Raw genomic sequence first — 24,746 nt, 5'->3', positions numbered from 1 at the left:
TGTCCCCAATTCTCATTGAACCCGGTCACGCGCCCGGTCGGGCGACAGACCCCCTCACCACGTCCGTCGGGGCAGGAGACCCGCGCCGGACAGTCCCACGGCGGCCGAGCGGCCACCGCCACGCTTCACGCATGTCCGAGCACGTGCACGTGCTCCGGCGCCCAGACCAGCGGCACGGCATCGCCAAGGGCGAGCGGCGCGCGGTAGAAGTCCGCCTCGTCGAGGGAGACGGCGAAGTCGTCGATGCCCGGCACGGCGAAGGCCACCTGCACGGTGGATCCGCGATACTCCACGTTGGAGACGAGGCCGGTGAAGCCGAGCCCGTCCGGCGCGGCGCCGAGGCGGATCTTGTCCGTCCGCACGGCGACGGCGATCGGCGCGCCCGCCTCCGTGCCGGCGATCGCCGGGGCCGTGAGCGTCGGGCCGCCCGGCACCTCGAAGCGCACCAGGCCGTCCGCGACCGCGGCCACCCGGCCCTCGATCACGTTGTGGTCGCCGAGGAAGCGCGCCACGAAGGGCGTCGCCGGCCGATTGAAGAGGTCGCGCGGGTGGGCGGCCTGCTCGATGCGCCCGCCGTTCATCACCACGGCGAGGTCGGCAAGCGCCATCGCCTCCTCCTGGCTGTGGGTGACGTGGATGAAGGTGATGCCGAGACTCGCCTGCAGCCGCTTCAACTCGGCCCGCATGCGGATCTTCAGGAAGGGATCGAGCGCCGACAGCGGTTCGTCGAGGAGCAGCGCCTGCGGGTCGGTGATGAGCGCGCGGGCGAGCGCCACCCGCTGCTGCTGCCCGCCGGAAAGCTGCGCCGGCCGGCGCGAAGCGTAGGGCGTCATCTCCATCAAACCCAGCATGGCGAGCGCCTTCTCGCGCCGCTCCTCGCGCGCCACGCCCTTCATCTTCAGCGAGAAGGCCACGTTGTCGACGAGGTCGAGGTGCGGGAAGAGCGCGTAGGACTGGAACATCATGGCTGTGCCGCGCCGGGCGGGCGGCAGGTCGTTCACCACCGTGTCGCCAAGCCGGATGTCGCCGTCCGACACGGTCTCGTGGCCGGCGATCATCCGCAGGGTCGAGGTCTTGCCGCAGCCGGAGGGACCGAGCAGGCAACAATAGGTGCCGGCCTTGATCTTCAGGCTGATCCGGTCGACCGCGACCGAGGTCCCATAGCGCTTGGTGACGGCGGCAAGTTCGACGGCGGCGGCCTTGGACATGGGCGATCCTCGTTGCTGCTCCCCGTTCAGCAACCGCCGTGCCAAATCCCCCGTCCTCGAAGATCGGCCGGTTTCGCGGCGTTTTCCGTGTGGCGTGCGGCCACCTCCCAAAGGGGCTACCAACCAGGGCGCCTTAATTTTCAGCTAACCGAGTTCAATTTGACGCCAGATTGTATACAAACAGCGGCCGCATGGTGCCTTTGGAATGGGCTTGGCCCTTGCCCGGCCCCGCGCTATCCATGAAAGGATGCGGTGGCGGGGGCGCCTGGCGTGGCGATGGACGATATCCAGGACGACGGAGTGTCTCAGAAGGTCGGCGACCGCGCGGCCGTCATTCGCGAAGCGCTGCACGACGCCATCGTGGACCACCGTCTCGCCCCCGGCACCAAGCTGGTGGAGGACGAGGTCGGCACTCTCTTCAAGGCGAGCCGGACCGTGGTGCGCGCGGCCCTCCAGGGCCTTGCCTTCGACGGCGTGGTTACGCTGGAGCGCAACCGCGGCGCCTACGTGTCCCGGCCGACGCCCGAGGAAGCCCGGCAGGTGTTCCACGCACGCCGCCTGGTGGAGCCCGGCCTTGCCGCCGCCGCCGCCACCCGGGCGACCGCCGCCGACCTCGCGCTCCTCGACGCGCACCTTCGCGACGAGGCGACGCTGGGCGCGGCGCGCGGGCCGAGTGCCCGGCGGGCCGAGATCCGCGCGTCGGGCGATCTCCACCTGAAGATCGCCACGGTCGCCGGCAACGACCTCCTCACCCGCTTCCTGAAGGAACTGATCTCCCGGTCGTCGCTGGTGATCGCCCTTTATGGCCGCACCACCGTGTCGAGTTGCGGGCGCGACGAGCACCGCTCCATCGTCGACGCCCTCCGCCGCCGCGACGGCGTCACCGCCGCCGACCTGATGCACCATCACATCGACCACATCGAGGCGGACCTCGACTACCGGGCCGGCGAGGAAGCGAGCCTCAAGGACATCGTGTTCGACACCGACGGCTGATCGCGACGTCCGGCCCCCGACCGACTTTCACGGGAACGCGTGCAGGCTCCCGCTCATTTCCTTCCAAGGGATGGGGTGAGCCAAGGAGACACGCGCATGACGACACCTCTTCTCGTTCCGGCATTGCTGGCCCTCGGCCTTCTGTCGTCCGCCGGCGTGGCTGCCGCCCAGACGCCGGACGCGGCGCCTCCGGCTCTCGACGACCCCAACACCATCCCGGCTCCGCCCGAACAGGCGTGCGCCGACGAGGCCACCGGCGAGCCGCAGACGTGCGACACCCTCAGCGAACAGTTGGGTGCCACCGGCGGCGTGATCAGCCCGCCGACCGGCATCGATCCCGACATCACGGCACCCGCTCCGGATCCGACGCCTGGCACCACGCCGGTGATCCCGCCGTCCGCCGTGCCGCAAGATCCCCAGGCTGAACCGCCGGTGATCGAGCAGTAATCGATATCATCGAGGATATTCGGCAAGGGGAATACTTGTATTGGTGTTTCCACCTTGATTCATGCCAAAGCTGACAGATATAAGTATGGCATAACGGCTCGCTTATGACGGTCCTCCCCGGAGAACCGTGGGCGGAGGACAGAGCCATGAACATCACGCGGGACGACATCGTCGGGTTCTCCGACCTCACCGAGGAAGAGATCGCCGCGATCGCCGAGCATGAGAATGCCACCGAGATCGCCGCCGCGGTACTTGGCCAGTACCTGCTCGACGAGGCGAACGGCTACGAGGCGATCCGCACCATGATTAAGGACGACATCCGCGCCGCCCTTGATGCGGGTGACCGCGAACACGTGGCGAAGTTGTTCTTGGCGCTTCATCATTTCGTTGCCGTCCACCACACGGCACCGAGGTGATGGCACGCCGGTCCGGTCCCCGACCGGGCCGGCGTGTCTTCAATCCGCAGCGGGCGTCTTGCGCAGATGGCGCAGCAGCAACCGCGCGAGCGGCACCACGAGGTGCGGCAGCACGCTGTCGAGCGCCTCCTGGACAGAACCGGCGGGCCGCTGGCGGAACAGCCGCACGCTGTCCGCCAATCCGCCCACGTCGGCCATCAGGGCGCGCGCGTCGGCCTCCACTTTGGCAAGCGCCGCGTCGCGCATCTCTGTCGCCAGCATCTCGCCCTCCGGAGGCCGGGAGCGTGCCGCCATCCCGGCGAGGAGCGCCGAGACGGCGAGCGTCGCCGCGCCGACCGCCGCCGCAGCCCCATCGGCTCCGAGAACCGGGGCGAGGCGCAGATAAGCCGCCATCAGCATGAGGCCGCATCCGGCGACGCCGGCTATCGCCGCCGCTCCGGCCAGCATCAGACGCCGCCCGGAGCGCCGCAGTTGCACGGCCGCGACGACGGACTCGGCCCGGGCAAGAAGCCGCAGGCTGGCGACCAGATCTTCCCTCATCAGACCCTCCCTGGAATGCATCTTCCAATCTTCATGGGTTGAGCGCCGACCGCCTTGTGCTGGATCAAGCAAAGGTCGCGCTAACGCTGTCCAGCCCGCTCTTTTCTCTGCCCGGCACCCAGCCACGGCCGCGCTCTTGAAAGGCTCGGCACCGGCGCCGATTTATAGTGCGGGGATGTCGCGAAAGCGCCATGGGGCACCGGAGAGCGCGCGCGGCGGTCACCGGACGTATCTGCCGCGCACGGTGGAAGCCGCTCCAAGACGTGATGACAGTCCAGATCGCCTCTTCGATTCGACATGAGCCCGCCTATGCCCTGCCGCCGCGCCTTCGCAAGGCCGACGGCACCCCGCGCCGCGTGGGCGTCGAGGTGGAGTTCGGCCGCCTGTCGGCTGCCGCCGCGGCTGACGCCCTGGTGGCCGCGCTCGGTGGCACGGTGACCGCGGAGGATCCGCACGCCTTCCACATTGTCGGGAGCGACATCGGCGACCTTGTCGTGGAGCTCGACCTGAGGCTTTCCCATCCTGCCCGGCATCCCGGCACCCCGCAGGGGCGGCTCTCGCCCGGAATCGGCGCGCTCCTCGGCCACGCGGCAAGCCGGATCGTCCCGCGCGAACTCGTCACCCGCCCGCTCGACCTCGACCGGCTGGCCGACGTGGACCGTGCCGTCCGGGCCCTTGCGGCCGCCGGTGCCCGCCCGGTCGGACCGGCCTCGTACGGCCTCCACTTCAACGTCGACCCGCCGCAGACGGACGCCACCACCATCCTGGCCTATCTGAGGGCCTATCTGATCCTCGCCGAGCCTTTGCGGGCAAGCGCCGGACCGGCCGGCTGGTTCGACCCCCGCCCGCCGTTTCCGCCCGCCTACGAGGCCCTCGTGCTCGACCCGGCCTACCGGCCGGATGCCGCGACGCTTCTAGCCGACTATGTGCGCCACAACCCCACCCGCCGGCGCGACCTCGACCTCCTCCCGCTCCTCCTCCACCTGGACCCGGAGCGGGTCCGCGCGGCCCTTCCCACCGAGAAGATCGGCCGCCGTCCCGTGCTTCACTACCGGCTGCCGGCCGCGGCCGTCGGCGAACCCGGCTGGTCGCCGGCCGCCGCCTGGAACCGGTGGGTGGCCGTGGAGCGGCTGGCCGCCGATCCGGACATGCTCGCGCAGGCGCTCGGCGACCCGGCCGTTCGCCGGCGTCTCGCCGCCGCCTTGGCCTGATTCTGTCGCCGCCGCCGGTGGTCAGCGGGGACGACGGGCGCGGGAGCCTTCATTCGGCACGGCCGATCCACTAGTGTCTTCTCATGCGCTTCCCACCCAGCATCCTCGACGACATCCGCAACCGCCTGCCCATCTCGGAGGTGGTCGCCCGCAAGGTCACCTGGGACAAGCGGAAGAGCCAGCCGGCCAAGGGCGACTTCTGGGCCTGCTGCCCCTTCCACAACGAGAAGAGCCCGTCCTTCCACTGCGACGACCGCCGCGGCATCTACCACTGCTTCGGCTGCGGCGCCTCCGGCGACCATTTCAAGTTCCTCACCGAGACCGAGGGCCTGAGTTTTCCCGAAGCGGTGGAGCGCCTGGCCGAGACCGCCGGCGTCGCCCTCCCCCGGCCCGACCCGCGCGACCGGGAGCGCGAGGCGGTGCGGGTGGACCTGATCGGCGCGGTCGAGATCGCCGCCAAATTCTTCGAGGCGCGGCTGCGCGCGCCGGAAGGCCGCCCCGCACGCGACTATCTCACCCGGCGCAGCCTCACCCCGAAAACGGTCGCCGACTTCCGCATCGGCTGGGCGCCGGACGAGCGCGACGCCCTGAAGCGCCACCTCGTCCAGAACGGCGTCAGCGAGGAGGTCGCGCTCGCCGCCGGGCTCCTGCGCAAGCCGGAGGACGGCCGGCCCACCTACGACTGGTTCCGCGGCCGGGTGATGATTCCCATCCACGACGAGCGCGGCCGCGTGGTGGCCTTCGGCGGCCGCGTACTCGACGCGGACCAGCAGCCGAAATACCTGAATTCGCCGGAGACGCCCGTCTTCAGCAAGGGCACCATGCTCTTCAACGCCCACCGGGGGCGGGAGGCGGCGCACAAGTCCGGCACCATCACGGTGACGGAAGGCTACATGGACGTGATCGCCGTCTGGCAGGCCGGCATCCGCAACGTGGTGGCCGCCCTCGGCACCGCCTTCACGGAGGATCACGTCCAGCGGCTCTGGCGCTTCGCCCCAGAACCGGTGATCTGCTTCGACGGCGACAAGGCGGGCGTTTCGGCCGCGCACCGGGCGATCGACCGCATCCTGCCGCTTCTGAAATCCGGCCTCTCGTTCAACTTCTGTTTCCTGCCCGACGGCAAGGACCCGGACGACCTCGTCCGCGGCCAGGGTGCCGACGGTTTCCTTGCCGAACTCGCCCGTGCCCGTCCCCTGTCGGAGGTGCTCTGGGACCGGGAGGTGGCCGGCGCCCGCATCGACACGCCCGAACGCAAGGCCGCCCTGGAAGCCCGGATGGAGGACCTCGTCCGGCAGATCCGCGACGACCGGGTGGCGCGCCGCTACCGGCTGGCGCTCCGGGTCAAGCTTTCCGAACTCTTCTGGGCCCATGATCGGCAAGGCCGGGGCGGCGATGGCCGGTTCGGCAAAGGCACCGGCGCCCCAGGCACCGCCCTTGCGGGCCCGACCGCGGCAGACATCCGACCACCGGACGACCCGGAACTTGCCACCGTGGAGCGCGTCCTGCTCGGGCTCTGCGTGGAGTACCCGGACCTCTACGAGGCCCACATCGAGCGGTTGGCCGTCACCGAGTTTCGCGTCCAGGCGCTGGAGGACTTCAAGCGCGCGCTCTACCGGATCGCCGTCGACCTTGACGGCACCTCGGTGGCGAGCTTCTACGAGGGGCTCGACGGGCGCTTCTACTTCGTCCTCAACGAGGTCCACGGCGACGAGACCCGCACCGACTTCGGCGCCGTGCTGCCGCGCGGCCATCGGCTCAGGGAGCGGTTGCCCATCCTGAAGTTCCACCCGGGCCAGACCTTCGTGGAATGCTGTTTCGAGCAGATGCTGGAGCGCCTGTCGCTGAGGGCGCTTGCGGCCGACATCGAGCACGACATGGCCAACGTCGGTGCCGAAACCGGCGAGGACGCCGTGGCGCGGCTGATGGAATTGTCCCGCGAATTGAACCGGCGGCGCGAGGAACTCGCCCGCCGCGAACAGGAACTCGCCGAGGAGGCAAAGGCCATCCGGCGGGCCACCACCGGCGGAAACGCAGCCGCGCCGGTGCTCTTCCAATGAGGCGGGCGCGCACCATATGGAAAGTCAGATCAGGCCGGGATTGAGCACCGGCGCCCGACTCCTTCCGGCAGCGCGGAAACGGGATCGGTTCCAGGCGCCGTCGCGAATCGCCCTTGCACATTCGTCCGCGGTCGCTACATACAGCAGTCCGGTCCCGGCAACTTGGTTTTCCGGCATCGAACGACCGTGTCCAGACCGACCTCGGCAAGGTCGGCCCGTTTGTCGGACGAGCAGCGATCGACGCCTTGAGGCGTTGTCGCGCTTCCTACCGACGAGGGCCGCCCAGGAGGCCCGACGGGTTGGTCCGGAAGGGTTAAGCGCGATTTAAGGGCTTGATCCCTAATATTGATGGGCATGCCGGAACTGACCCGGCCGGATAACTATTCGGCAGGCGTCGAATGACGACAGACATGTCGGGCGAGCGGAAGGGCCGTGGTGCCCGGCCAACCCGACCACAGCGGCGCTGAAGGCCAGAAGGCTTGCGGCAGACGGCGGAGAACACCATGGCGACCAAGGCAACCGAATCGGAAGAGGCGCAGGACACCGGCACCGAGAGCCAGGACAGCCCGCTTCTCGACCTCTCGGATGCGGCCGTCAAGCGCATGATCAAGCTCGCCAAGAAGCGCGGGTACGTGACCTATGACGAGCTGAACGAGGTGCTGCCCTCCGAGGAGGTCACCTCCGAGCAGATCGAGGACACCATGTCGATGCTGTCCGACATGGGCATCAACGTGGTCGACAACGAGGAGGCGGAAGCCGAGGAGGAGCCGGCCGGCGCCGACGAGAGCGACGAGCTCACCGAGAGCCCCGGCACCGCCGTCGCCCGCACCACCACCGCCCGCGAACCCGCCGACCGCACCGACGACCCGGTGCGCATGTACCTGCGCGAGATGGGTTCGGTGGAACTCCTCTCCCGCGAGGGCGAGATCGCCATCGCCAAGCGCATCGAGGCCGGCCGCGAGGCGATGATCGCCGGTCTCTGCGAAAGCCCCCTCACCTTCCAGGCCATCATCGTCTGGCGGGACGAGCTCAACGAGGGCAAGATCCTCCTTCGCGACATCATCGACCTGGAAGCCACCTACGCCGGTCCGGACGGACGCGGCGCGCCGGTGCCGGGCCTCGGCGAGGGCGAGACCGAGGAAGAGCCCGAGCCGGCCGCTCCGCGCGCCGAAGGCGAGGACGCGCCCGAGCTTGGCGACGAGGAGGACCTGGAGAACAACATCTCGCTGTCGGCCATGGAGGCCGAGCTGAAGCCGAAGGTGCTGGAGACCTTCGACCGCATCGCCGAGAACTACAAGAAGCTGCGTCGGCTGCAGGACCAGCACGTGGAGAACCGGCTGAAGAACTCCACGCTCTCGCCCAGCCAGGAGCGCCGCTACAAGAAGCTCGAAGAAGAGATCCAGGACGACGTGAAGTCGCTCTCCCTCAACGCGGCCCGCATCGAAAGCCTCGTGGAGCAGCTCTACGACATCAACAAGAAGCTGATGGGCCTCGAGGGCAAGCTGCTGCGCCTGTCGGAATCCTACGGCGTCAGCCGCGAGGACTTCCTGCGCCAGTACCAGGGCTCCGAGCTCGACCCGAACTGGATCCGGCGCGTGGCGTCACTCTCCTCGCGCGGCTGGAAGGACTTCGTCGCCCGCGAGAAGGAGGACATCCGCGACCTCCGGCAGACCATCCAGAATCTGGCCACCGAGACGGGTCTGGAGATCACCGAGTTCCGCAAGATCGTCCACCTCGTCCAGAAGGGCGAGAAGGAGGCACGGCAGGCCAAGAAGGAGATGGTGGAGGCGAACCTTCGGCTCGTCATCTCCATCGCCAAGAAGTACACCAACCGCGGCCTGCAGTTCCTGGACCTGATCCAGGAGGGCAACATCGGCCTGATGAAGGCGGTGGACAAGTTCGAGTACCGGCGCGGCTACAAGTTCTCCACCTATGCCACCTGGTGGATCCGGCAGGCGATCACCCGCTCGATCGCCGACCAGGCGCGCACGATCCGCATCCCGGTGCACATGATCGAGACGATCAACAAGATCGTCCGCACCTCGCGCCAGATGCTGCACGAGATCGGCCGCGAGCCGACCCCGGAGGAGCTGGCCGAGAAGCTGGCGATGCCGCTCGAAAAGGTCCGCAAGGTCCTCAAGATCGCCAAGGAGCCGATCTCCCTCGAAACGCCCATCGGCGACGAGGAGGACAGCCACCTCGGCGACTTCATCGAGGACAAGAACGCCATCCTGCCGATCGACGCGGCGATCCAGTCGAACTTGCGCGAAACCACCACGCGCGTTCTCGCCTCGCTCACCCCGCGCGAGGAGCGTGTGCTCCGCATGCGCTTCGGCATTGGCATGAACACCGACCACACCCTCGAAGAGGTCGGCCAGCAGTTCTCGGTGACGCGCGAGCGCATCCGCCAGATCGAGGCGAAGGCGCTGAGGAAGCTCAAGCACCCGAGCCGCAGCCGCAAGCTCCGGAGCTTCCTCGACAATTGAGCGGACCGCGAGGTACGGTCATCGGCGGGCGGTCGATCCTTCTGGACGACCGCCCGTTGCGTTTAAAGGGTCGGCCAGGCCGCTGGTTGGCGCCGAAGTGGCGGTGGGCCGGACGGCGCCGGCCTCTTGTTCGCCCACAAAGGCCTCAGCCCGGTCGAGATCAACCTCCGCCGTTTTGCGATGGGACGGGAGAGACCGGGACCTGCCGGGCGCCTGATCCCTCTCGTCTTCGCGCCGCCTGTGCCCTAAGGTCCGCCGGATGGCGTCCGAACGGGAGACGATGCGCATGTCCTTCTGGAAGAAGCTTTTCGGCGGCGGCGGGGCGGCGGCGCCCGCGGAGCCGGCGCCGACCCAGGAGCACAAGGGCTTCACCATCACGGCGACGCCCGCCAACGAGGGCGGCCAGTGGCGCGTCTGCGGCGTGATCACCAAGACCATCGACGGCGAGGCGCGCGAGCACGTGTTCAACCGCGCCGATCGCTCGGCCTTGAAGGACGAGGTCCTCGACATGACCTTCCGCAAGGGCCGCCAGATGATCGACGAGCAGGGCGACCGTCTCTTCACCTGACCCATGCACCCGACGGCCAGACCGTCTTCGCGAGGCTCGGGAAGGGTGCTAGGATGCACCCATGAACCAGCGCATCGTCATCGCCGCAGACGGACTTCCCCGCCGCGCCTTCACGGTCGCGGATGTGGAGCGCATGGTCGACTGCGGCCTGATCGATCCGGACGAACGGCTGGAGATCGTCGACGGTGAGATCCTGCCGATGTCGCCCAAGGGCCCGCTGCACGAGACGTTAAAACAGCACCTCAACATCCATCTGGCCCGCTCGATCCCGGCGGCGTTCACCTTCATGCCGGAAGCCGGCTGGCGGCTCGGGGAGATGCTCTACCTGGAACCGGACTTCCTGGTCTTTCCCGCCGGCATGGGCATCGGCGCTGTCACCGGGTCCGACGCCATGCTGGTGATCGAGATCGCCGACACCAGCCTGCGGTTCGACAGCGTGCAGAAGGCCGCCCTCTACGCCTCCGTCGGCGTGCGCGAATACTGGGTGATCGAGGCGGACACCCGCGTCACCCGCGTCCACCGCCGTCCGGGCGCCCGCCGCTTCGAGGAGATCACCACGGTGCCGGCCGAGGACACCCTCCGGCCCGCTTTCGTGCCGGGCTATACGGTGCGGCTGGCCGACCTGCCGGGTGCCTGAAACCGGCTCGGCGGCCCGGTCCCCGTGCGAACGGCGATGACCGGAGCGGCATCCGTGCTATCCTCCTTCTCCATGAACCACCCGCGCCATCCCCTTTCCGACATCCACCCCCCGCGCCTCACGCAGGCGGCGGACGGCATGCCGCGCCGCGCCTTCACGGTGAAGGAGGTGGAGGCCATGGCGGCAGCGGGCATCATCTTGGAGGACGAGCGGTTCGAGATGGTGGGCGGAGAGATCGTGCCGATGGCAGCGAAGGGGGCGAGAAACGAGTGGGTCAAGATGGAGCTGAACGCGCACTTCCAACGCGTCAAGCCGGACAATCTCCACGTCGCACCGGAGACCACCCTTCGGCTCGACGAGTACAGCTTCCTGGAGCCGGATTTCTGTGTGTTCGACCGCACAGGCGGGCCGCCCCAGATCGACCCGACCCGGGTGCGGCTCTGCGTGGAGGTGGCGGATTCGTCCCTGGCCTACGACCTCGGCCGGAAGATCGGCATCTATGCGGCCTACGGGATCCGGGAGGTGTGGGTCGTCAGTGCGCTGACGCTCGTCACCCGAGTCCACCGACGTCTCGGCGCCGTCGGCTACATGGACGTGGCGGAGATCGGGCCGGATGGGCGGCTGGAGCCGGCGTTCGCGCCGGAGCTTGCCGTCACGCTCGCCGACCTCGGCCTGACTCCGTCCGGCGATGACACCGGAACGGCCTGAGACTCCCATCCCCCTTGATCGCCAGACGAACGGCCCATGCCCGACAGCCCTGCACAAGCCCTCGACCAGCCGCGCGGCGACCTCACGGTCCGCACCATCGCCATGCCGGCGGACACCAACGCCAACGGCGACATCTTCGGCGGCTGGGTGATGAGCCAGATGGACCAGGCCGGCGGCATCGCCGGGGTGGAGCGGGCCGAGGGCCGCGTGGTCACCATCGCGGTGGACGGCATGACCTTCTTCCGGCCGGTCAAGGTCGGCGACGTGCTCTGCGTCTATACCACCATCGAATCCGTCGGCCGTACCTCCATGAAAATCCACATCGAGGCCTGGGCCCGCCGGTTCCGCACCAATATCCGCGAGAAGGTGACGGCCGCGACCTTCACCTTCGTGGCGATCGACGACGAGGGCCGGCCGCGTCCGGTTCCACCTTTGCGGACCACCGCAGAAGCCCTTCCCTGAGCAGATCTGCGATCTCGCCAGGGCGGCGGTTTGTGGCATGCTCTGCGGCGGCGCGAACAGACCGCTGGCTCGGCGCCGGCCCGCCATCGGGCGCCGGGCCCGGCGAGGAGAAAACCCATGGATGACGACGCCATTCGGTCCCTGGTCCATCGCTACATGGACGCGTTCAAGGCCGGCTCCATAAGCGGCATGCTCGACTGCGTCGCCGACGAACTGGTGCACGATGTCAACGCCGGCGGCCGGCGGATCGGCCGCGAGCGCTTCGAGACCTACCTGATCCACATGGCGCGCTGCTACCGGGAGTCCGCGGCCGACCTCGTCGTGCTGACCGCCGGCGATGGCCTCCACGCGGCGGCCGAATACACGGTCCACGGCACCTACCTGCAGACCGACGACGGCCAGCCGCCTGCCTCCGGGCAGACCTACGCGATTCGCGCCGGCAGCTTCTTCGACGTGGAGGACGGCCGCATCAGCCGACTCACCACCTACTACGACCTGGAGGACTGGATCGCACAGGTCAGCCGAAAGACGTGATCCGCCGCCAGAGCGGGACGCAGGGAGGCGCAGCAGAGACCATGCCAGGGAGAGCACCGATGAGACGCTACAAGGTCGCGGCCGCCCAGTATCCGATCGACCGCCTGCCCAGTCTCGACGCCTACGAGGCCAAGCTCGCCGACTGGGTCGACCGGGCCGCGTCCGAGGGCGCCAAGCTGCTGGTCTTCCCCGAATACGGCTCCATCGAGCTTACCGCCCTCTCCGGCGAAGCGGCCGCCGATCTGCGCCTCAGCATCGAGGCGCTGGACCGGCTGATCCCGGAGATCGACGCCCTGCACCAGACGCTCGCCCGCCGCCACGACGTGCATATCCTCGCCGCCAGCGCCCCCATCCAGGGCGGCGACGGCCTCTTCCGCAACGTGGCGCGCCTGTTCGCGCCCTGCGGCAAGGTTGGCCGGCAGGAGAAGATCATGATGACGCGCTTCGAGCGCGACACCTGGGGCATCGTCGCCGGTGGCCCCATAGCGGTGTTCCGCACCACGCTCGGGCTGATCGGCGTCAACATCTGCTACGACGTGGAATTCCCGCTGATCGCCCGCGCCCAGGCCGAAGCGGGGGCGGAGGTCATCCTGGCGCCATCGTGCACGGAGACGCGCAAGGGCTACTGGCGCGTCCGCAACGGCGCCGCCGCCCGGGCGGTGGAGAACCAGTGCTACGTGGTGCACGCCCCCACGGTCGGCGCCGCCGCCTGGTCGCCCGCCGTCACCGACAACCACGGCGCCGCCGCCATCTACGCCCCGCCCGACCGGGGCTTTCCGGACGACGGCGTGGTGGAGATCGGCACCTTCGACAAGGCCGCCTGGGTGATGGGCGACCTCGACCTCGACAAGGTCGCCGCCGTCCGCGCCGACGGCGACGTCCTCAACCACCGCCACTGGCCCGAACAGGGCATCGTCACCGCGCCCCTGGCGGAAGTGGTGGACCTGACGCCAGACGCGGGGATGGGACGGCCGATGCTGGCGTCGTGAGGATGGCCGGGGCGAGCCTTCGCGGCAGCCCCACCCACTATTCCCTGATCTCGAACGTCACCGACACGCTCGCCTGGATCTCCTGTTCGCCCGGCGCGAGCGGGACGCTGTCAGCTTCCTTGGCCGCCATGGCGACGCGCGCGTAGGGGGCCGGTTGGGGCATGTAGCCGCCGCCTTCCGAAACGCTGAGGATGCGGCCGACCTGGAAGCCGCCGGCCTCCGCGTAGAGGCTCGCCCGCCGCCGAGCCTCCTTCATGGCCGCCGCGCGGGCGGCGTCCAGCCGGCTGTCCCGGTCGTCCACCGTGAAGCTGATGCCGTGGATGCTGTTGGCACCGATCCGGACCACGGCGTCGAGCAGGTCTCCCGCCTTGGCGATGTCGCGGATCTTCACGGTCACGAGGTTGCTCACCCGGTAGCCGGTGATGCGCGGCGGGTCCTGGGTGCCGTCGCTCTTCGGCTGCGGATAGACCGTCACCGGCTCGATGGAGAAGCCCGACGTGCCGATGTCCTTCTCGGCGACGCCCGCCGCGGCGACGGCGGCGATCAGGTCGCGCATGGCGGCGTTGTTCTCGCCAAGCGCCGCGGATGCCTCGGTCGCCTCGGTCACCACCCCGGCGGTGACGATGGCCGTGTCCGGCGTCGCACGGACGATGCCGTCCGCCGTCACGGTGAGGGTGGCCGGCGGCGGCGCATCTGCGGCCTGGGCGGCCGGCGCGGCGAGGAGAAGGGTAATGAGGACGGCGCGGGAGAGGAACGGCATGGCATCAGGGTCCGGATCAGGGGGGACGCGACGACCTGAGCCCTCGCATGCGATTGGGGCGCTTATGCGGAACGGCCCCGCTCACGCCTGACGAGAAGTACGGTGAGCAGCCCGGCGGCGAAGAGCAGCGACACGGTCGCGCCCGCCATGAACATGCCCTTGAGGCCGATCGCGTCCGCCACCGGCTGCGAGGCCACCGGCGACAGGAACTGGCCCATGAACACCGCCGTCGTCATGGCCCCCGTCGCCCGCCCCCGATAACGGGCCGGCACGCTGCCCATCAGCCAGGTGGAGAGCGCAGGAAACATCAATCCAAGCCCCGGCCCGCAGAAGACGAGCCCGACCACCGCCGTCGCCAGCGACGTGGACACCGCTACCACCATGAAGCCGGCGGCGATCAGCACGAAGGCCGCGACCAGGATGGTCTCCGAGCCGAACCGGGCCCGCACCCGGCGGAAGTTGAGCGAGGCCACGGCCGAGAGCGCGGTGTTGACCGCAAGGCCGGCGCCGGCAAGCCATGGGCTCGGCTCGCCAAGCTCCCGAAGGAGGAAGGGCAGTTGCACCGGCAGGGTGTAGAAGAGCGCCATGCCGACGAAGGCGACGGTGGAGACGCCCGCCGTCAGCGCCGTCGGGAAGGGTCCGGCGTCCAGCGCCGCGTCCTGCGACGGCGCGTTCCGCGGCGCGTCGCGGAGGACGGCGATCGCCAGCGGGATGAGCACCACCGGCAGCACGTAGACGAAGAACGGACCGCGCCAGCTGAATTCTGCCAGGAACCCGCCGAGCGGCAGGAAGACCACGCCGCCGCCCGCCATGAAGGCCGCCTGGATGCCGAACGCCCGGTCGCGGGCGGGGCCGTGCCAGAAATCGGCGATCAGCGCCGTCGCGGTCGGCAAGAGGCCGGCGACGGCCAGTCCCAGCACCAGACGCGACAAGATCAGCGCGCCGAGGCTGTCGAGCACCAGCCCGGCGCCGCCTGCCAGCACGTAGAGGAAGATCGACGCGATGATGATCCGCTTGCGGCCGAACCGGTCGGCGATCCAGCCGGCGAACGGCGCCGCCACCGCGATGGCAAGGCCCGGAATGGTCAGCACCAGCCGCACCAGCGTGTCCACCCCCGGCACGTCGCGGTAGTGGTCGACGAGGCCCGGCAGCGACGGCGCGATGGTGGCGCTCGCCATGACCGTGAGGCTGGAGACGAGCAGGATCACCGGCAGGAGCAGGCGAGACAGCGCCGGCTCGGCTGGCGCGGGATCGACGTCTGCGGCGGCGGGAAGCGTCATGGAAACCTCGTCGACGGGGCATGGTCACGCGGCGCCGCCCGAGCGGGGCACCGCGACGGCACCGGCCGGCCACAGCCGAACCCTGGATGCGCCCCCCCTTCTAGGCCGACACGCCCCGCCCCGCCAGCCGAACGTTTCCAGGCCGCCGGATCCGTCTCCCCTTGCCCTACGGCGCGGAACCGTCAAGCCTTTCCCTGCCCTGTCGAACGTCTCCGAGCCGTCTAAGCGCGCACCATCCCGCCGCCCTGCCGGCTACCCCGCGGACCGCTCCCTCCCGACCCCACCACCCTGGCGTTCGTTCAGCCCACGTGTGTCTTGAACCACGGCCTAAGTGAGCTATAGGTGAAGATCATGCCTTCCCCTCACCGGGGAATCGGTGGGCCTGTAGCTCAATGGTTAGAGCCGACCGCTCATAACGGTCTGGTTGCAGGTTCGAGTCCTGCCGGGCCCACCAACACGCACTTCGTGCAGAAATGCCGGAAAATGCGCGCGATAACCGTAGCCGCTCGTTCACCTCCGCACGGCTCTGCCCGTCCCGCCGCAGCCTCGTTTCCGACCAAGGCGTTGATTTCCGCGGTTTCGCGCGGTTTATCTTTCACGACTTCGACGCTTGTTCCAGTCGCGCGATCGCTTGGGGGGCGGACGCCTGCTTGTGGAGCGCGGCCCAATCGTCCGGTGGATCGCCGGCATTCAGCATTCCCTTGAAGACCCTGTAGGCGTCCGTTCTGGAGCCGTAGGTCCGCAAGCTGTTTTGGTCGTTCACCCAGGCAAAGATGATCACCTTGCTCGTACTGCTGTACCGGAAGAAGAGCCGGAAACGGCCGTTGCCGAACTTGGCGCGATACCAATGCCTTCGATCGTCGCCGAGTGTCGAGCCTTGGCGAAAGATCGCCGCCGTCGGGTCTGACGGCACCGTCACGGTGACGATGTTGACCAAGGCCGCGAGCAGCTTCGCGTCGGCGGACTTTTGATAGTCGTCCGGCCTCTTCAACTTGAGCGCGTCAACCGCCTCAACCAGCTTCTCCCACTGGTCGAGAAAAAGGGGATGCGCGAGGACGCTCCAGCCATTGATCGTCAGCATGTCAGATCGAGACGTCCCCCTCGATCTCGGCATCAAGATCGACCGTCATGCTCGCCGTGAGGGCAACAGCCCGGTCGATCAGGGATTGCGGGAACGGAAGAATTGACGTCTCGGGGTGCTTGGCCATGTCCCGTGCCAGAAATTCGAGAAAGCCGTCGATCACGGGATCGGCGCTTTCTTCGGGTTCGGCCTTCTGCACATAGACACGGCGCTGCTCATCGACCACAAAGGCGATCCGCCCGCCGTAATCGACACCCAGCGCCTGCCGAACGGACTTCGGCACGGTGGTCTGTCCCTTGGCCGTGATGGTGCTTTCTTCCTTCAGCCAAGCTGCCATGTAGGCCCCCTCATCGATGCGTCTAGGGCCAGGGTAAGGAATACTCATTACCATGTCAAGGAATGGCTGGAGTGTTGCTCTGCCAGGAGCGTTTGCGCAAGCTCCGATAACGCCCGGAAAGCGTGGTTCCAAAATTCCAGGCGTGGTTCCGCGACTCAACACCCCTCGCCCCGCCCCTCATCCCCTGCTCACCCCATCCGCCCCTTTCAGCCTTTGCGTAACAGCGCCATACCGGCTATGTGCGGAACCGGGGAGGATCCGGTTCCGATGCGTCCCGATCTGGTGATCTTCGACTGCGACGGCGTTCTGATCGACAGCGAGGTGCTGAGCGCCGACGTTCTCATCGAACTGGCCGGCGAGCATGGCCTGTCGCTCACCCGCGACCATGTGTGGGAGCACTATCTCGGGCGCAGCTTCCCGACCGTGGCGGCGAGCGTGCGGGAGACGTTCGGCGTCGATCTGGTGCCGACCTTCGAGGCCGAGTACCGCGCCCGGTTGCTGACGCGCTTCGACAGCAATCTGCGCATCACCGACGGCCTTCTCGCCATGCTGGCGCATCTCGCCGTCCCGTCCTGCGTGGCGACCTCCTCGTCGCCGGAACGCGTCCGCCGGTCGCTCGCCATCACGGGCCTCACCGACCGTTTCCCGCCGCCCTTCACGGCGAGCGAGGTTCCGCGCGGCAAGCCCGCGCCGGATCTCTTCCTGCATGCGGCGGCCCGGATGGGCGTCGATCCCGCCCGCTGCCTCGTCATCGAGGACAGTCTTCCCGGCCTTGCGGCGGCAGCCGCGGCCGGCATGCCTTGCCTCCACTATACCGGCGCCAGCCACATGGGCGCCCGCGCGGCGTCCGTCCCGGGCGCCCCGGTGCTCGCCCACTGGCGCGACTTCCCGTTGCATTACCCCGACCTCTTCGGAACCCGCCCCGCATGACCGGCGTCCGCTCCGCCACCGAGACGACCCGGATCGACGATGCCGCGCGGGCGGGCTGGCTCTACTATGTGGCCGGCAACACCCAGGACGAGATCGCCCGCAAACTCGGGGTTTCCCGCCAGACCGCCCAGCGGCTGGTGGCGATGGCGGTGGCCGAGCGGCTCGTCAAGGTGCGCATCGACCATCCGATCGGCCGGTGCATGGATCTGGCCGCAGCGCTCCGCGACCGCCTCAACCTCACCGTGTGCGAGGTGGTGCCATCCGATCCCGCCGCGCCCGACCTTCTCGCCGGCGTCGCCATCGCGGCAGCGGCCGAGCTGGAGAAGGTGTTGCGCAGCGAGGAGCCCCGCATCATCGCGCTCGGCACCGGCCGCACCCTGAAGGCGACGGTCGACCAGGTGTCGTCCATGACCTGCCCGCAGCACCGCATCGTGTCGCTGGTCGGCAACATGACGTCGGACGGCTCGGCCACCCCGTTCAATGTCACCATCCGGATCGCCGACCGGGTCGGCGCCAGGCATTACCCCTATCCGCTGCCGGTGCTCGCCCAGAGCCCGGACGAATTGCACGTGCTCCACGCCCAGGAGCCGGTGCGCAACACGCTCGCGCTCTGCGCGGCAGCCGACTTCACCCTCGTCGGCGTCGGCCAGATCGGCGCGCGCGCGCCGCTGGTTGTGGACGGCTTCCTCAGCCTCGCCGAACTCGACGATCTCCTGGCCCGCGACGCGGCGGGGGAGATCACCAGCTGGGTCTACGACGGCGAGGGCCGGCTGCTCGACTGCCCGTTCAACCGCCTCGTCGCCTCCGCGCCGCTGCCTCAGCCGGGCGACAAGCCCGTGGTGGCCGTCGCCGTCGGCGAGGCCAAGGTGCCGGCCCTGAAGGCAGCGCTCCGCGGCCGACTGGTGAACGGCCTCATCACCAACGAGTTGACCGCCGAGCGGCTGCTCGACTGAAGCGCCGTCGCGCTTGATCCCTGTTCTGACAAGCGGATTCCGTTCAAACGCCGTCGCGCTGCTGCAGTGCGGCGACGATTGCACATTGACTTATCGTTCGCGCCGATCAAACATTTGCCCGCTCACTTAGCAAATGCCCAAACGGGCACATGGGAGGAACCATGACCGTCTCCATTCGCGCCCTTCTGGGCGCCACGGCCGTGTGCGCGCTGACCGCCGCCGCCTCGGCCGAAACCGTCACGATCGCCACCGTCAACAACGGCGACATGATCCGCATGCAGGCCCTCACGGACGACTTCAAGGCCAAGCACCCGGGCATCGACCTGGAGTGGGTGACCCTGGAGGAGAACGTTCTTCGCGAGCGCGTCACCACCGACATCGCCACCGGCGGCGGCCAGTACGACGTGCTGACCATCGGCACCTACGAGGTGCCGATCTGGGGCGCCGCCGGCTGGCTGGTCGCCCTCGACGACCTGCCGGCGGACTATGACGCCGACGACCTGCTGCCGGCGATCCGCAACGGCCTCACCGTCGACGGCAAGCTGCTCGCCGCCCCGTTCTACGGGGAATCCTCCATGGTCATGTACCGCAAGGACCTGATGGAGAAGGCCGGCCTCACCATGCCGGATGCGCCCACCTGGGACTTCATCAAGCAGGCGGCCGCCGCCATGACGGACAAGGCCGGCGAGGTCTACGGCGTGTGCCTGCGCGGCAAGGCCGGCTGGGGCGAGAACATGGCCTTCCTCACCGCCATGTCGAACTCCTACGGCGCCCGCTGGTTCGACGAGGCCTGGAAGCCGCAGTTCGACAGCGAGGCCTGGAAGAAGACCCTCACCGACTACCTGGAGCTCATGAACGCCTACGGCCCGCCGGGCGCGTCCTCGAACGGCTTCAACGAAAACCTCGCCCTCTTCCAGCAGGGCAAGTGCGGCATGTGGATCGACGCCACCGTGGCGGCCTCCTTCGTCACCAACCCGAAGGACTCGACCGTCGCCGACAAGGTCGGTTTCGCGCTCGCCCCGGACAACGGCCTCGGCAAGCGCGGCAACTGGCTGTGGGCGTGGTCGCTCGCCATCCCGTCCTCGTCGGACGCGCCGGACGCCGCCAAGGCCTTCGTCGCCTGGGCAACCTCGAAGGACTACCTGGCGCTCGTCGCCGAGAAGGAAGGCTGGGCCAACGTGCCGCCGGGCACCCGCACCTCGCTCTACGAGAACCCCGAGTACGCCAAGGTGCCCTTCGCCAAGATGACGCTCGACAGCATCAACGCCGCCGACCCGATCAAGCCGACGGTCGATCCGGTGCCCTACGTGGGCGTGCAGTTCGTCGCCATCCCGGAGTTCCAGGGCATCGGCACCCAGGTGGGCCAGATCTTCTCCGCGGCGCTCGCCGGGCAGATGTCGGCCGAGGAGGCGCTGTCGCAGGCGCAAGCCCTCACCACCCGCGAGATGCAGGCGGCCGGCTACGTCCAGTAAGGGCGACGGCGCTCCGTCTCCGGCCGGGTCGAACATCCGGTCGGAGCGGGACACTCCGCACCCTTCCTTTCGGAGCGATGTCCTCCCGACCTGACGATGGCGTCGGGCGGGACGGGCGCTCCCAGCCGGGGCGGCCTTCCTCCGCCGCCCCGGCTCCGTCCCGGCGCGCCGACCGGCGCTGTCCTCTGGTCCCCGACGTCCGCGGCCCCTTCGTTCCAAGGATCATCCCATGTCGACCCAGGCCTCCCGCGCGGCGGCGCGCCTGATGCTCTCGCCGGCCGTCATCCTGCTCCTGATGTGGATGATCGTGCCGCTGGCGATGACGCTCTGGTTCTCCACCTTGCGCTACCGGCTGCTGCAGCCGGGCGCCCACCCCTTCGTGGGCCTGCGCAACTACGTGTTCTTCGTCACCGACCCGGCCTTCTCCACAGCGATCGTCAACACGCTCATCCTCGTCGGCGGCGTGCTCGTCATCACGGTGGTCCTCGGCATCCTGCTGGCGCTCCTCCTCGACCAGCCCATGTGGGGCCAGGGCGTGGTGCGCCTCCTCGTCATCGCGCCCTTCTTCGTGATGCCGACGGTCTCCGCGCTTGTCTGGAAGAACATGTTCATGAGCCCGACGTCCGGGCTCTTCGCCGAACTCTCCAAGGCGGTCGGCCTCGTCCCGTTCGACTTCTTCGGCCAGGCGCCGCTCGCCTCGGTGATCGCCATCGTGGCCTGGCAGTGGCTGCCCTTCGCCACGCTCATCCTGCTCACCGCCCTCCAGAGCCTCGACCGGGAGCAGTTGGAAGCCGCCGAGATGGACGGCGCGCCGCCGCTGAAGCGCTTCTGGTTCATCATCCTCCCCCATCTCGCCCGCGGCGTGACGGTGGTGATCCTGATCCAGACCATCTTCCTCCTGTCGGTCTTCGCCGAGATCCGCGTCACCACCAACGGCGGACCCGGCGTCGCCTCCACCAACCTGCCCTTCCTGGTCTACGCCCGGTCCCTCCTGCAGTTCGACGTGGGAGCCGGCGCCGCCGGGGGCGTCGTCGCCATCATCCTCGCCAACATCGTCGCCATCTTCCTGATGCGCGCGGTCGGCAAGAACCTGGACGCCTGAGCCATGGCCCGCGCCGTCACCAACCGCCGCAAGCTCGTCTTCACCCTCGTCGCCTGGACGCTGGCGCTCCTGATCTTCTTTCCCATCCTCTGGACGGTCCTCACCAGCTTCAAGAGCGAGGCGGACGCCATCGCGTCGCCGCCGAAGTTCCTCTTCTTCGACTGGACGCTGGAGAACTACACGACCGTCCAGGAGCGCTCCGACTACGCCCGCCACTTCTGGAACTCGGTGGTGATCTCGCTCGGCTCCACCTTCCTCGGGCTCCTCATCGCGACGCCCGCCGCCTGGTCCATGGCCTTCGTGCCCGGCAAGCGCACCCGCGACCTCCTGATGTGGATGCTCTCCACCAAGATGATGCCGGCCGTCGGCGTGCTGGTGCCGATCTACCTCATCTGCCGCGACCTCGGCCTCCTCGACAGCCGCACCGCCCTCGTCGTCATCCTGACGCTCATCAACCTGCCGATCATCGTCTGGATGCTCTACTCCTACTTCAAGGAGATCCCCGGCGAGATCCTGGAGGCGGCGCGCATGGACGGCGCCAGCCTGCGCTCGGAAATTCTCTATGTGCTCGCCCCCATGGCGGTGCCGGGCATCGCCTCCACGCTCCTCCTCAACATCATCCTCGCCTGGAACGAGGCCTTCTGGACCCTCGCGCTCACGGCCGCAAAGGCCGCGCCGCTGACCGCCTTCATCGCCAGCTACTCGTCGCCCGAAGGGCTCTTCTACGCCAAGCTCTCCGCCGCCTCGACCATGGCCATCGCGCCCATCCTCGTCATGGGGTGGTTCTCCCAGAAGCAACTCGTCCGCGGGCTCACCTTCGGCGCCGTGAAATAGGAATCCGACCGATGGGCATGATCGAACTCTCCAAGGTCACCAAGCGCTTCGGCTACGTGGAGGTGGTGCCGCCGCTCGACCTCACCATCGAGGACGGCGAATTCTGCGTCTTCGTCGGGCCGTCCGGCTGCGGCAAGTCCACCCTCCTCCGGCTGATCGCCGGCCTGGAGGACGTCTCCGGAGGGCGCATCGTCATCGACGGCGCCGACGCCACCGCGGCCCCGCCGGCCAAGCGCCGGCTCGCCATGGTGTTCCAGTCCTACGCGCTCTACCCGCACATGACCGTGCGCAAGAACATCGCCTTCCCGCTGCGGATGGCCGGCATGCCGCCCGAGGAGCAGGCCCGACGCGTGGACGCCGCCGCCAAGGTGCTGAACCTCACGCCCTACCTCGACCGCCGACCCGGCCAGCTCTCCGGCGGCCAGCGCCAGCGCGTCGCCATCGGCCGGGCGATCGTGCGCGAGCCGGAGGCCTTCCTCTTCGACGAGCCGCTCTCCAATCTCGACGCGGCGCTGCGCGTCGGCATGCGGCTGGAGATCTCCGAACTGCACGAGCGGCTGCGCACCACCATGGTCTACGTCACCCACGACCAGGTCGAGGCCATGACCATGGCCGACAAGATCGTGGTGCTGAACGCCGGCCGCATCGAGCAGGTCGGCAGCCCGCTCGACCTCTACAAGGCGCCGAAGAACGTCTTCGTCGCCGGCTTCATCGGCAGCCCGAAGATGAACCTCGTTTCCGGCGAGGGCGCCCGGCGCTTCGGCGCCGAGACCATCGGCATCCGGCCCGAGCACGTGCGGGTGTCCACCACCGAAGGCACCTGGACCGGCACCGTCGGCGTCGCCGAACACCTCGGCTCCGACACCTTCCTCCACGTGCACGGCACCGGCCTTGCCGAGACCGTCACCGTGCGCGTCGGCGGCGAGATCGACCTCCGCCACGGGTCGAGGGTCCACCTCACCCCCGACCCGGACAAGATCCACCGCTTCGACGCCAACGGCCTGCGTCTGCCGTGACGGGACCCGTCGCCCCACCGTCGTCCCACAGTCCCCATGCCGAGGGTGCCGCCATGGCCATTCGTCTCTCCCGGTCCGTCCTCGCCGCGCCGCCCGCCGGCGTCGCCGTCCCGGCCTACCGCCGGGCGGATCTGACGCCCGGCATCCTCCACGTGGGGGTCGGCAACTTCCACCGCGCCCACATGGCCGTCTACCTGGACCGTCTGTTCGACACCGGGCGCGACCACGACTGGGCCATCGTCGGGGCCGGCGTCCGCCCGGGCGACGCGGCCATGCGCGACCGGCTCGCCGCCCAGGACCATCTCACCACCGTGGTGGAGCTCGATCCGGACGGGCTCTCGGCCCGCGTGGTCGGCGCCATGATCGACTTCGTCCCCGTCGATCCGGCCGCCATCGTCGCCGCCATGGCGGATCCGGCGATCCGCATCGTCTCCCTCACCGTCACCGAGGGCGGCTATTTCGTCGACCCCTTCACCGGCGGGTTTGACGCCGCCCACCCGGACATCGCCGCAGACGCCGCCGATCCGGCGCACCCGCGGACCGTGTTCGGCATGATCGTCGCCGCTCTTTCGGCGCGCCGGCAGGCCGGCCTGCCACCCTTCGCCGTCATGTCCTGCGACAACCTTCCGGGCAACGGCCACGTGACGGCCGCCGCCGTGGTCGGGCTCGCGCGTCTCGCCGATCCGGCCCTTGCCGACTGGATCGACGCCGCCGTCGCCTTCCCCAACTCCATGGTCGACTGCATCACGCCCGCCACGTCCGACCTGGAGCGCGCCCGGGTGGCCAGCCTCTTCGGCATCGAGGACGCGGCGCCCGTCGTCTGCGAACCCTTCCGCCAGTGGGTGATGGAAGACCGTTTCCCGCAAGGCCGGCCGGCCCTTGAAGCCGTCGGGGTGACCTTCGTCGACGACGTGGTGCCCTACGAACTCATGAAGCTGCGCATCCTCAACGGCGGGCACGCGGCCATCGCCTATCCGAGCGCCCTCCTCGGCCACCATTTCGTCCACGAGGCCATGGCGGACCCGCGTATCGCCGGCTGGCTGGAGCGGCTGACCCGGGCCGAGATCCAGCCGACCCTGGCGCCCATCCCGGGCGAGAACTACGACGTTTACCGGCAGACCGTCGCCCGGCGCTTCGCCAACCCGGAGGTCGGCGACACCATCCGCCGCCTCTGCCTCGACGGCTCCAACCGCCAGCCGAAATTCATCCTCCCCACCGTCCGCGACCGTCTCGCCGCCGGCGTCTCCATCGAGGGTCTCGCCCTCGAGGTCGCCCTCTGGTGCCGCTACTGCGCCGGCACCGACGAGGCGGGCCGGACGATCGCGCCGAACGACGAGGCCTGGGACGACCTGCAAGCCCGCGCGCTGGCGGCCCGAACCGACCCGGCGGCCTTCCTGTCGAACACCGCGGTCTTCGCCGACCTCGGCACCGCCCAACCCTTCTCCGATGCCTTCGCCCGCCATCTGGACGCGCTCTGGACGGTCGGCACGGCGGCGGTCCTGGACCACTATCAGCCTGGATCACCCTGAGACCGTCTTCCCGAAACAGGAGCAAGCCAACCTCTCGGCGTCGTCATGCCAGCCGACGCAGATCCTGGGAGCGAGACCACGGGCCATAAGAGATCGCAATACCGCCGCTTGATTTTGTCATGTTATGCAAATTTAAGCATGTTATACCCTGCGGTGCCTGCGCCAGAGTGCCCGGAACGGGACATCTGTGCGCATC

General features: G+C 68.9%; 25 protein-coding genes and 1 tRNA gene. 20 read left to right on the top strand and 6 right to left on the bottom strand.

The features are described from left to right. Positions 1-125: 125 nt before the first annotated feature. The gene (locus tag BUQ68_RS07940) at positions 126-1,208 is read right to left on the bottom strand and encodes an ABC transporter ATP-binding protein (protein ID WP_075215390.1); all 1,083 of its coding nucleotides are present in this window, start codon (positions 1,206-1,208) and stop codon (positions 126-128) included. Positions 1,209-1,484: 276 nt separating this feature from the next. On the opposite strand from BUQ68_RS07940, the gene BUQ68_RS07935 reads away from it, so the two are divergent. The 3 genes from BUQ68_RS07935 (at position 1,485) to BUQ68_RS07925 (ending at position 3,064) form a co-directional block, all read left to right on the top strand. After that, entirely contained in the window at positions 1,485-2,201 is a 717-nt protein-coding gene (locus BUQ68_RS07935) for a GntR family transcriptional regulator (protein ID WP_075215389.1), read from the top strand. Positions 2,202-2,297: 96 nt separating this feature from the next. Further along, positions 2,298-2,648 (top strand): hypothetical protein, encoded by a 351-nt coding sequence (locus BUQ68_RS07930; RefSeq protein WP_075215388.1) that lies wholly within the window; start codon positions 2,298-2,300, stop codon positions 2,646-2,648. Positions 2,649-2,794: 146 nt separating this feature from the next. Beyond that, positions 2,795-3,064, top strand: coding sequence for a hypothetical protein (locus tag BUQ68_RS07925; protein ID WP_075215387.1), 270 nt, complete (start codon positions 2,795-2,797; stop codon positions 3,062-3,064). A 39-nt stretch (positions 3,065-3,103) separates the two neighbouring features. On the opposite strand, the gene BUQ68_RS07920 is transcribed toward BUQ68_RS07925, so the two are convergent. Next, the gene (locus BUQ68_RS07920) at positions 3,104-3,604 is read right to left on the bottom strand and encodes a hypothetical protein (RefSeq protein ID WP_139315177.1); all 501 of its coding nucleotides are present in this window, start codon (positions 3,602-3,604) and stop codon (positions 3,104-3,106) included. A 266-nt stretch (positions 3,605-3,870) separates the two neighbouring features. On the opposite strand from BUQ68_RS07920, the gene BUQ68_RS07915 reads away from it, so the two are divergent. The 9 genes from BUQ68_RS07915 to BUQ68_RS07875 all read left to right on the top strand — a co-directional run bounded on the left by BUQ68_RS07915 (position 3,871) and on the right by BUQ68_RS07875 (position 13,256). After that, entirely contained in the window at positions 3,871-4,815 is a 945-nt protein-coding gene (locus tag BUQ68_RS07915) for an amidoligase family protein (RefSeq protein WP_083656384.1), read from the top strand. Positions 4,816-4,898: 83 nt separating this feature from the next. Continuing rightward, positions 4,899-6,872 (top strand): DNA primase, encoded by a 1,974-nt coding sequence (dnaG, locus tag BUQ68_RS07910; RefSeq protein WP_075215385.1) that lies wholly within the window; start codon positions 4,899-4,901, stop codon positions 6,870-6,872. A 503-nt stretch (positions 6,873-7,375) separates the two neighbouring features. Beyond that, positions 7,376-9,358, top strand: a complete 1,983-nt coding sequence (gene rpoD / locus BUQ68_RS07905; RefSeq protein WP_075215507.1) for an RNA polymerase sigma factor RpoD — start codon at positions 7,376-7,378, stop codon at positions 9,356-9,358. A 286-nt stretch (positions 9,359-9,644) separates the two neighbouring features. Further along, positions 9,645-9,926: an HlyU family transcriptional regulator gene (locus BUQ68_RS07900; RefSeq protein WP_075215506.1), complete on the top strand. Its 282-nt coding sequence runs from the start codon at positions 9,645-9,647 to the stop codon at positions 9,924-9,926. Positions 9,927-9,987: 61 nt separating this feature from the next. Then, positions 9,988-10,563, top strand: a complete 576-nt coding sequence (locus BUQ68_RS07895; protein WP_075215384.1) for a Uma2 family endonuclease — start codon at positions 9,988-9,990, stop codon at positions 10,561-10,563. 54 nt (positions 10,564-10,617) lie between these two features. Then, positions 10,618-11,271 carry a Uma2 family endonuclease gene (locus tag BUQ68_RS07890; protein WP_245293195.1) on the top strand — a complete coding sequence of 218 codons (654 nt, stop codon included), beginning with the start codon at positions 10,618-10,620 and terminating at the stop codon, positions 11,269-11,271. Between the two features lie 36 nt (positions 11,272-11,307). Beyond that, positions 11,308-11,733 carry an acyl-CoA thioesterase gene (locus BUQ68_RS07885; RefSeq protein ID WP_075215382.1) on the top strand — a complete coding sequence of 142 codons (426 nt, stop codon included), beginning with the start codon at positions 11,308-11,310 and terminating at the stop codon, positions 11,731-11,733. 117 nt (positions 11,734-11,850) lie between these two features. Next, complete coding sequence (locus BUQ68_RS07880; protein ID WP_075215381.1) at positions 11,851-12,267, top strand: ketosteroid isomerase-related protein; 417 nt, start codon at positions 11,851-11,853, stop codon at positions 12,265-12,267. A gap of 59 nt (positions 12,268-12,326) precedes the next feature. Further along, positions 12,327-13,256 (top strand): carbon-nitrogen hydrolase family protein, encoded by a 930-nt coding sequence (locus BUQ68_RS07875; protein WP_075215380.1) that lies wholly within the window; start codon positions 12,327-12,329, stop codon positions 13,254-13,256. A 37-nt stretch (positions 13,257-13,293) separates the two neighbouring features. Here the strand turns inward: BUQ68_RS07875 and BUQ68_RS07870 are convergent, their stop codons facing one another. Both BUQ68_RS07870 and BUQ68_RS07865 read right to left on the bottom strand, forming a co-directional pair. After that, positions 13,294-14,016, bottom strand: coding sequence for an SIMPL domain-containing protein (locus BUQ68_RS07870; RefSeq protein WP_075215379.1), 723 nt, complete (start codon positions 14,014-14,016; stop codon positions 13,294-13,296). A gap of 62 nt (positions 14,017-14,078) precedes the next feature. Next, positions 14,079-15,296 (bottom strand): MFS transporter, encoded by a 1,218-nt coding sequence (locus BUQ68_RS07865; RefSeq protein ID WP_083656383.1) that lies wholly within the window; start codon positions 15,294-15,296, stop codon positions 14,079-14,081. A gap of 378 nt (positions 15,297-15,674) precedes the next feature. Between BUQ68_RS07865 and BUQ68_RS07860 the strand changes: the two genes are divergently transcribed. Then, positions 15,675-15,750 (top strand) — tRNA-Ile (locus BUQ68_RS07860). Between the two features lie 141 nt (positions 15,751-15,891). Here the strand turns inward: BUQ68_RS07860 and BUQ68_RS07855 are convergent. Both BUQ68_RS07855 and BUQ68_RS07850 read right to left on the bottom strand, forming a co-directional pair. Continuing rightward, positions 15,892-16,377, bottom strand: coding sequence for a type II toxin-antitoxin system YhaV family toxin (locus BUQ68_RS07855; protein WP_075215378.1), 486 nt, complete (start codon positions 16,375-16,377; stop codon positions 15,892-15,894). Between the two features lies 1 nt (position 16,378). Beyond that, a complete protein-coding gene (locus BUQ68_RS07850; protein WP_075215377.1) occupies positions 16,379-16,714 on the bottom strand; it encodes a type II toxin-antitoxin system PrlF family antitoxin in 336 nt (111 codons plus the stop codon). A gap of 267 nt (positions 16,715-16,981) precedes the next feature. On the opposite strand from BUQ68_RS07850, the gene BUQ68_RS07845 reads away from it, so the two are divergent. The 7 genes from BUQ68_RS07845 (at position 16,982) to BUQ68_RS07815 (ending at position 24,550) form a co-directional block, all read left to right on the top strand. Beyond that, positions 16,982-17,644: an HAD family hydrolase gene (locus BUQ68_RS07845; RefSeq protein WP_075215376.1), complete on the top strand. Its 663-nt coding sequence runs from the start codon at positions 16,982-16,984 to the stop codon at positions 17,642-17,644. Continuing rightward, a complete protein-coding gene (locus BUQ68_RS07840; RefSeq protein ID WP_075215375.1) occupies positions 17,641-18,597 on the top strand; it encodes a sugar-binding transcriptional regulator in 957 nt (318 codons plus the stop codon). The genes BUQ68_RS07845 and BUQ68_RS07840 overlap by 4 nt, the downstream gene beginning before the upstream one ends. A 161-nt stretch (positions 18,598-18,758) precedes the next feature. Next, positions 18,759-20,069 carry an ABC transporter substrate-binding protein gene (locus tag BUQ68_RS07835; RefSeq protein WP_075215374.1) on the top strand — a complete coding sequence of 437 codons (1,311 nt, stop codon included), beginning with the start codon at positions 18,759-18,761 and terminating at the stop codon, positions 20,067-20,069. Between the two features lie 229 nt (positions 20,070-20,298). Then, a complete protein-coding gene (locus tag BUQ68_RS07830; protein WP_075215373.1) occupies positions 20,299-21,171 on the top strand; it encodes a carbohydrate ABC transporter permease in 873 nt (290 codons plus the stop codon). Between the two features lie 3 nt (positions 21,172-21,174). After that, entirely contained in the window at positions 21,175-22,005 is an 831-nt protein-coding gene (locus BUQ68_RS07825) for a carbohydrate ABC transporter permease (RefSeq protein ID WP_075215372.1), read from the top strand. A gap of 11 nt (positions 22,006-22,016) precedes the next feature. Then, positions 22,017-23,021: an ABC transporter ATP-binding protein gene (locus BUQ68_RS07820; RefSeq protein ID WP_075215371.1), complete on the top strand. Its 1,005-nt coding sequence runs from the start codon at positions 22,017-22,019 to the stop codon at positions 23,019-23,021. A 53-nt stretch (positions 23,022-23,074) separates the two neighbouring features. Next, the gene (locus BUQ68_RS07815) at positions 23,075-24,550 is read left to right on the top strand and encodes a mannitol dehydrogenase family protein (RefSeq protein ID WP_075215370.1); all 1,476 of its coding nucleotides are present in this window, start codon (positions 23,075-23,077) and stop codon (positions 24,548-24,550) included. The last annotated feature ends 196 nt before the right edge of the window (positions 24,551-24,746 follow it).

The sequence above is a fragment of the Mongoliimonas terrestris genome (genome assembly GCF_001927285.1).
GTDB lineage: Bacteria > Pseudomonadota > Alphaproteobacteria > Rhizobiales > Pleomorphomonadaceae > Chthonobacter > Chthonobacter terrestris.
This window is presented reverse-complemented; position numbering and strand designations above follow the sequence as displayed.

What these genes read in the sequence shown, in the direction of transcription:
- BUQ68_RS07940 (WP_075215390.1), bottom strand. Translation starts at nt 1,208, where the DNA reads ATGTCCAAGGCCGCCGCCGTCGAACTTGCCGCCGTCACCAAGCGCTAT.
- BUQ68_RS07935 (WP_075215389.1), top strand. Translation starts at nt 1,485, where the DNA reads ATGGACGATATCCAGGACGACGGAGTGTCTCAGAAGGTCGGCGACCGC.
- BUQ68_RS07930 (WP_075215388.1), top strand. Translation starts at nt 2,298, where the DNA reads ATGACGACACCTCTTCTCGTTCCGGCATTGCTGGCCCTCGGCCTTCTG.
- BUQ68_RS07925 (WP_075215387.1), top strand. Translation starts at nt 2,795, where the DNA reads ATGAACATCACGCGGGACGACATCGTCGGGTTCTCCGACCTCACCGAG.
- BUQ68_RS07920 (WP_139315177.1), bottom strand. Translation starts at nt 3,604, where the DNA reads ATGAGGGAAGATCTGGTCGCCAGCCTGCGGCTTCTTGCCCGGGCCGAG.
- BUQ68_RS07915 (WP_083656384.1), top strand. Translation starts at nt 3,871, where the DNA reads ATGACAGTCCAGATCGCCTCTTCGATTCGACATGAGCCCGCCTATGCC.
- dnaG (WP_075215385.1), top strand. Translation starts at nt 4,899, where the DNA reads ATGCGCTTCCCACCCAGCATCCTCGACGACATCCGCAACCGCCTGCCC.
- rpoD (WP_075215507.1), top strand. Translation starts at nt 7,376, where the DNA reads ATGGCGACCAAGGCAACCGAATCGGAAGAGGCGCAGGACACCGGCACC.
- BUQ68_RS07900 (WP_075215506.1), top strand. Translation starts at nt 9,645, where the DNA reads ATGTCCTTCTGGAAGAAGCTTTTCGGCGGCGGCGGGGCGGCGGCGCCC.
- BUQ68_RS07895 (WP_075215384.1), top strand. Translation starts at nt 9,988, where the DNA reads ATGAACCAGCGCATCGTCATCGCCGCAGACGGACTTCCCCGCCGCGCC.
- BUQ68_RS07885 (WP_075215382.1), top strand. Translation starts at nt 11,308, where the DNA reads ATGCCCGACAGCCCTGCACAAGCCCTCGACCAGCCGCGCGGCGACCTC.
- BUQ68_RS07880 (WP_075215381.1), top strand. Translation starts at nt 11,851, where the DNA reads ATGGATGACGACGCCATTCGGTCCCTGGTCCATCGCTACATGGACGCG.
- BUQ68_RS07875 (WP_075215380.1), top strand. Translation starts at nt 12,327, where the DNA reads ATGAGACGCTACAAGGTCGCGGCCGCCCAGTATCCGATCGACCGCCTG.
- BUQ68_RS07870 (WP_075215379.1), bottom strand. Translation starts at nt 14,016, where the DNA reads ATGCCGTTCCTCTCCCGCGCCGTCCTCATTACCCTTCTCCTCGCCGCG.
- BUQ68_RS07865 (WP_083656383.1), bottom strand. Translation starts at nt 15,296, where the DNA reads ATGACGCTTCCCGCCGCCGCAGACGTCGATCCCGCGCCAGCCGAGCCG.
- BUQ68_RS07855 (WP_075215378.1), bottom strand. Translation starts at nt 16,377, where the DNA reads ATGCTGACGATCAATGGCTGGAGCGTCCTCGCGCATCCCCTTTTTCTC.
- BUQ68_RS07850 (WP_075215377.1), bottom strand. Translation starts at nt 16,714, where the DNA reads ATGGCAGCTTGGCTGAAGGAAGAAAGCACCATCACGGCCAAGGGACAG.
- BUQ68_RS07845 (WP_075215376.1), top strand. Translation starts at nt 16,982, where the DNA reads ATGCGTCCCGATCTGGTGATCTTCGACTGCGACGGCGTTCTGATCGAC.
- BUQ68_RS07840 (WP_075215375.1), top strand. Translation starts at nt 17,641, where the DNA reads ATGACCGGCGTCCGCTCCGCCACCGAGACGACCCGGATCGACGATGCC.
- BUQ68_RS07835 (WP_075215374.1), top strand. Translation starts at nt 18,759, where the DNA reads ATGACCGTCTCCATTCGCGCCCTTCTGGGCGCCACGGCCGTGTGCGCG.
- BUQ68_RS07830 (WP_075215373.1), top strand. Translation starts at nt 20,299, where the DNA reads ATGTCGACCCAGGCCTCCCGCGCGGCGGCGCGCCTGATGCTCTCGCCG.
- BUQ68_RS07825 (WP_075215372.1), top strand. Translation starts at nt 21,175, where the DNA reads ATGGCCCGCGCCGTCACCAACCGCCGCAAGCTCGTCTTCACCCTCGTC.
- BUQ68_RS07820 (WP_075215371.1), top strand. Translation starts at nt 22,017, where the DNA reads ATGGGCATGATCGAACTCTCCAAGGTCACCAAGCGCTTCGGCTACGTG.
- BUQ68_RS07815 (WP_075215370.1), top strand. Translation starts at nt 23,075, where the DNA reads ATGGCCATTCGTCTCTCCCGGTCCGTCCTCGCCGCGCCGCCCGCCGGC.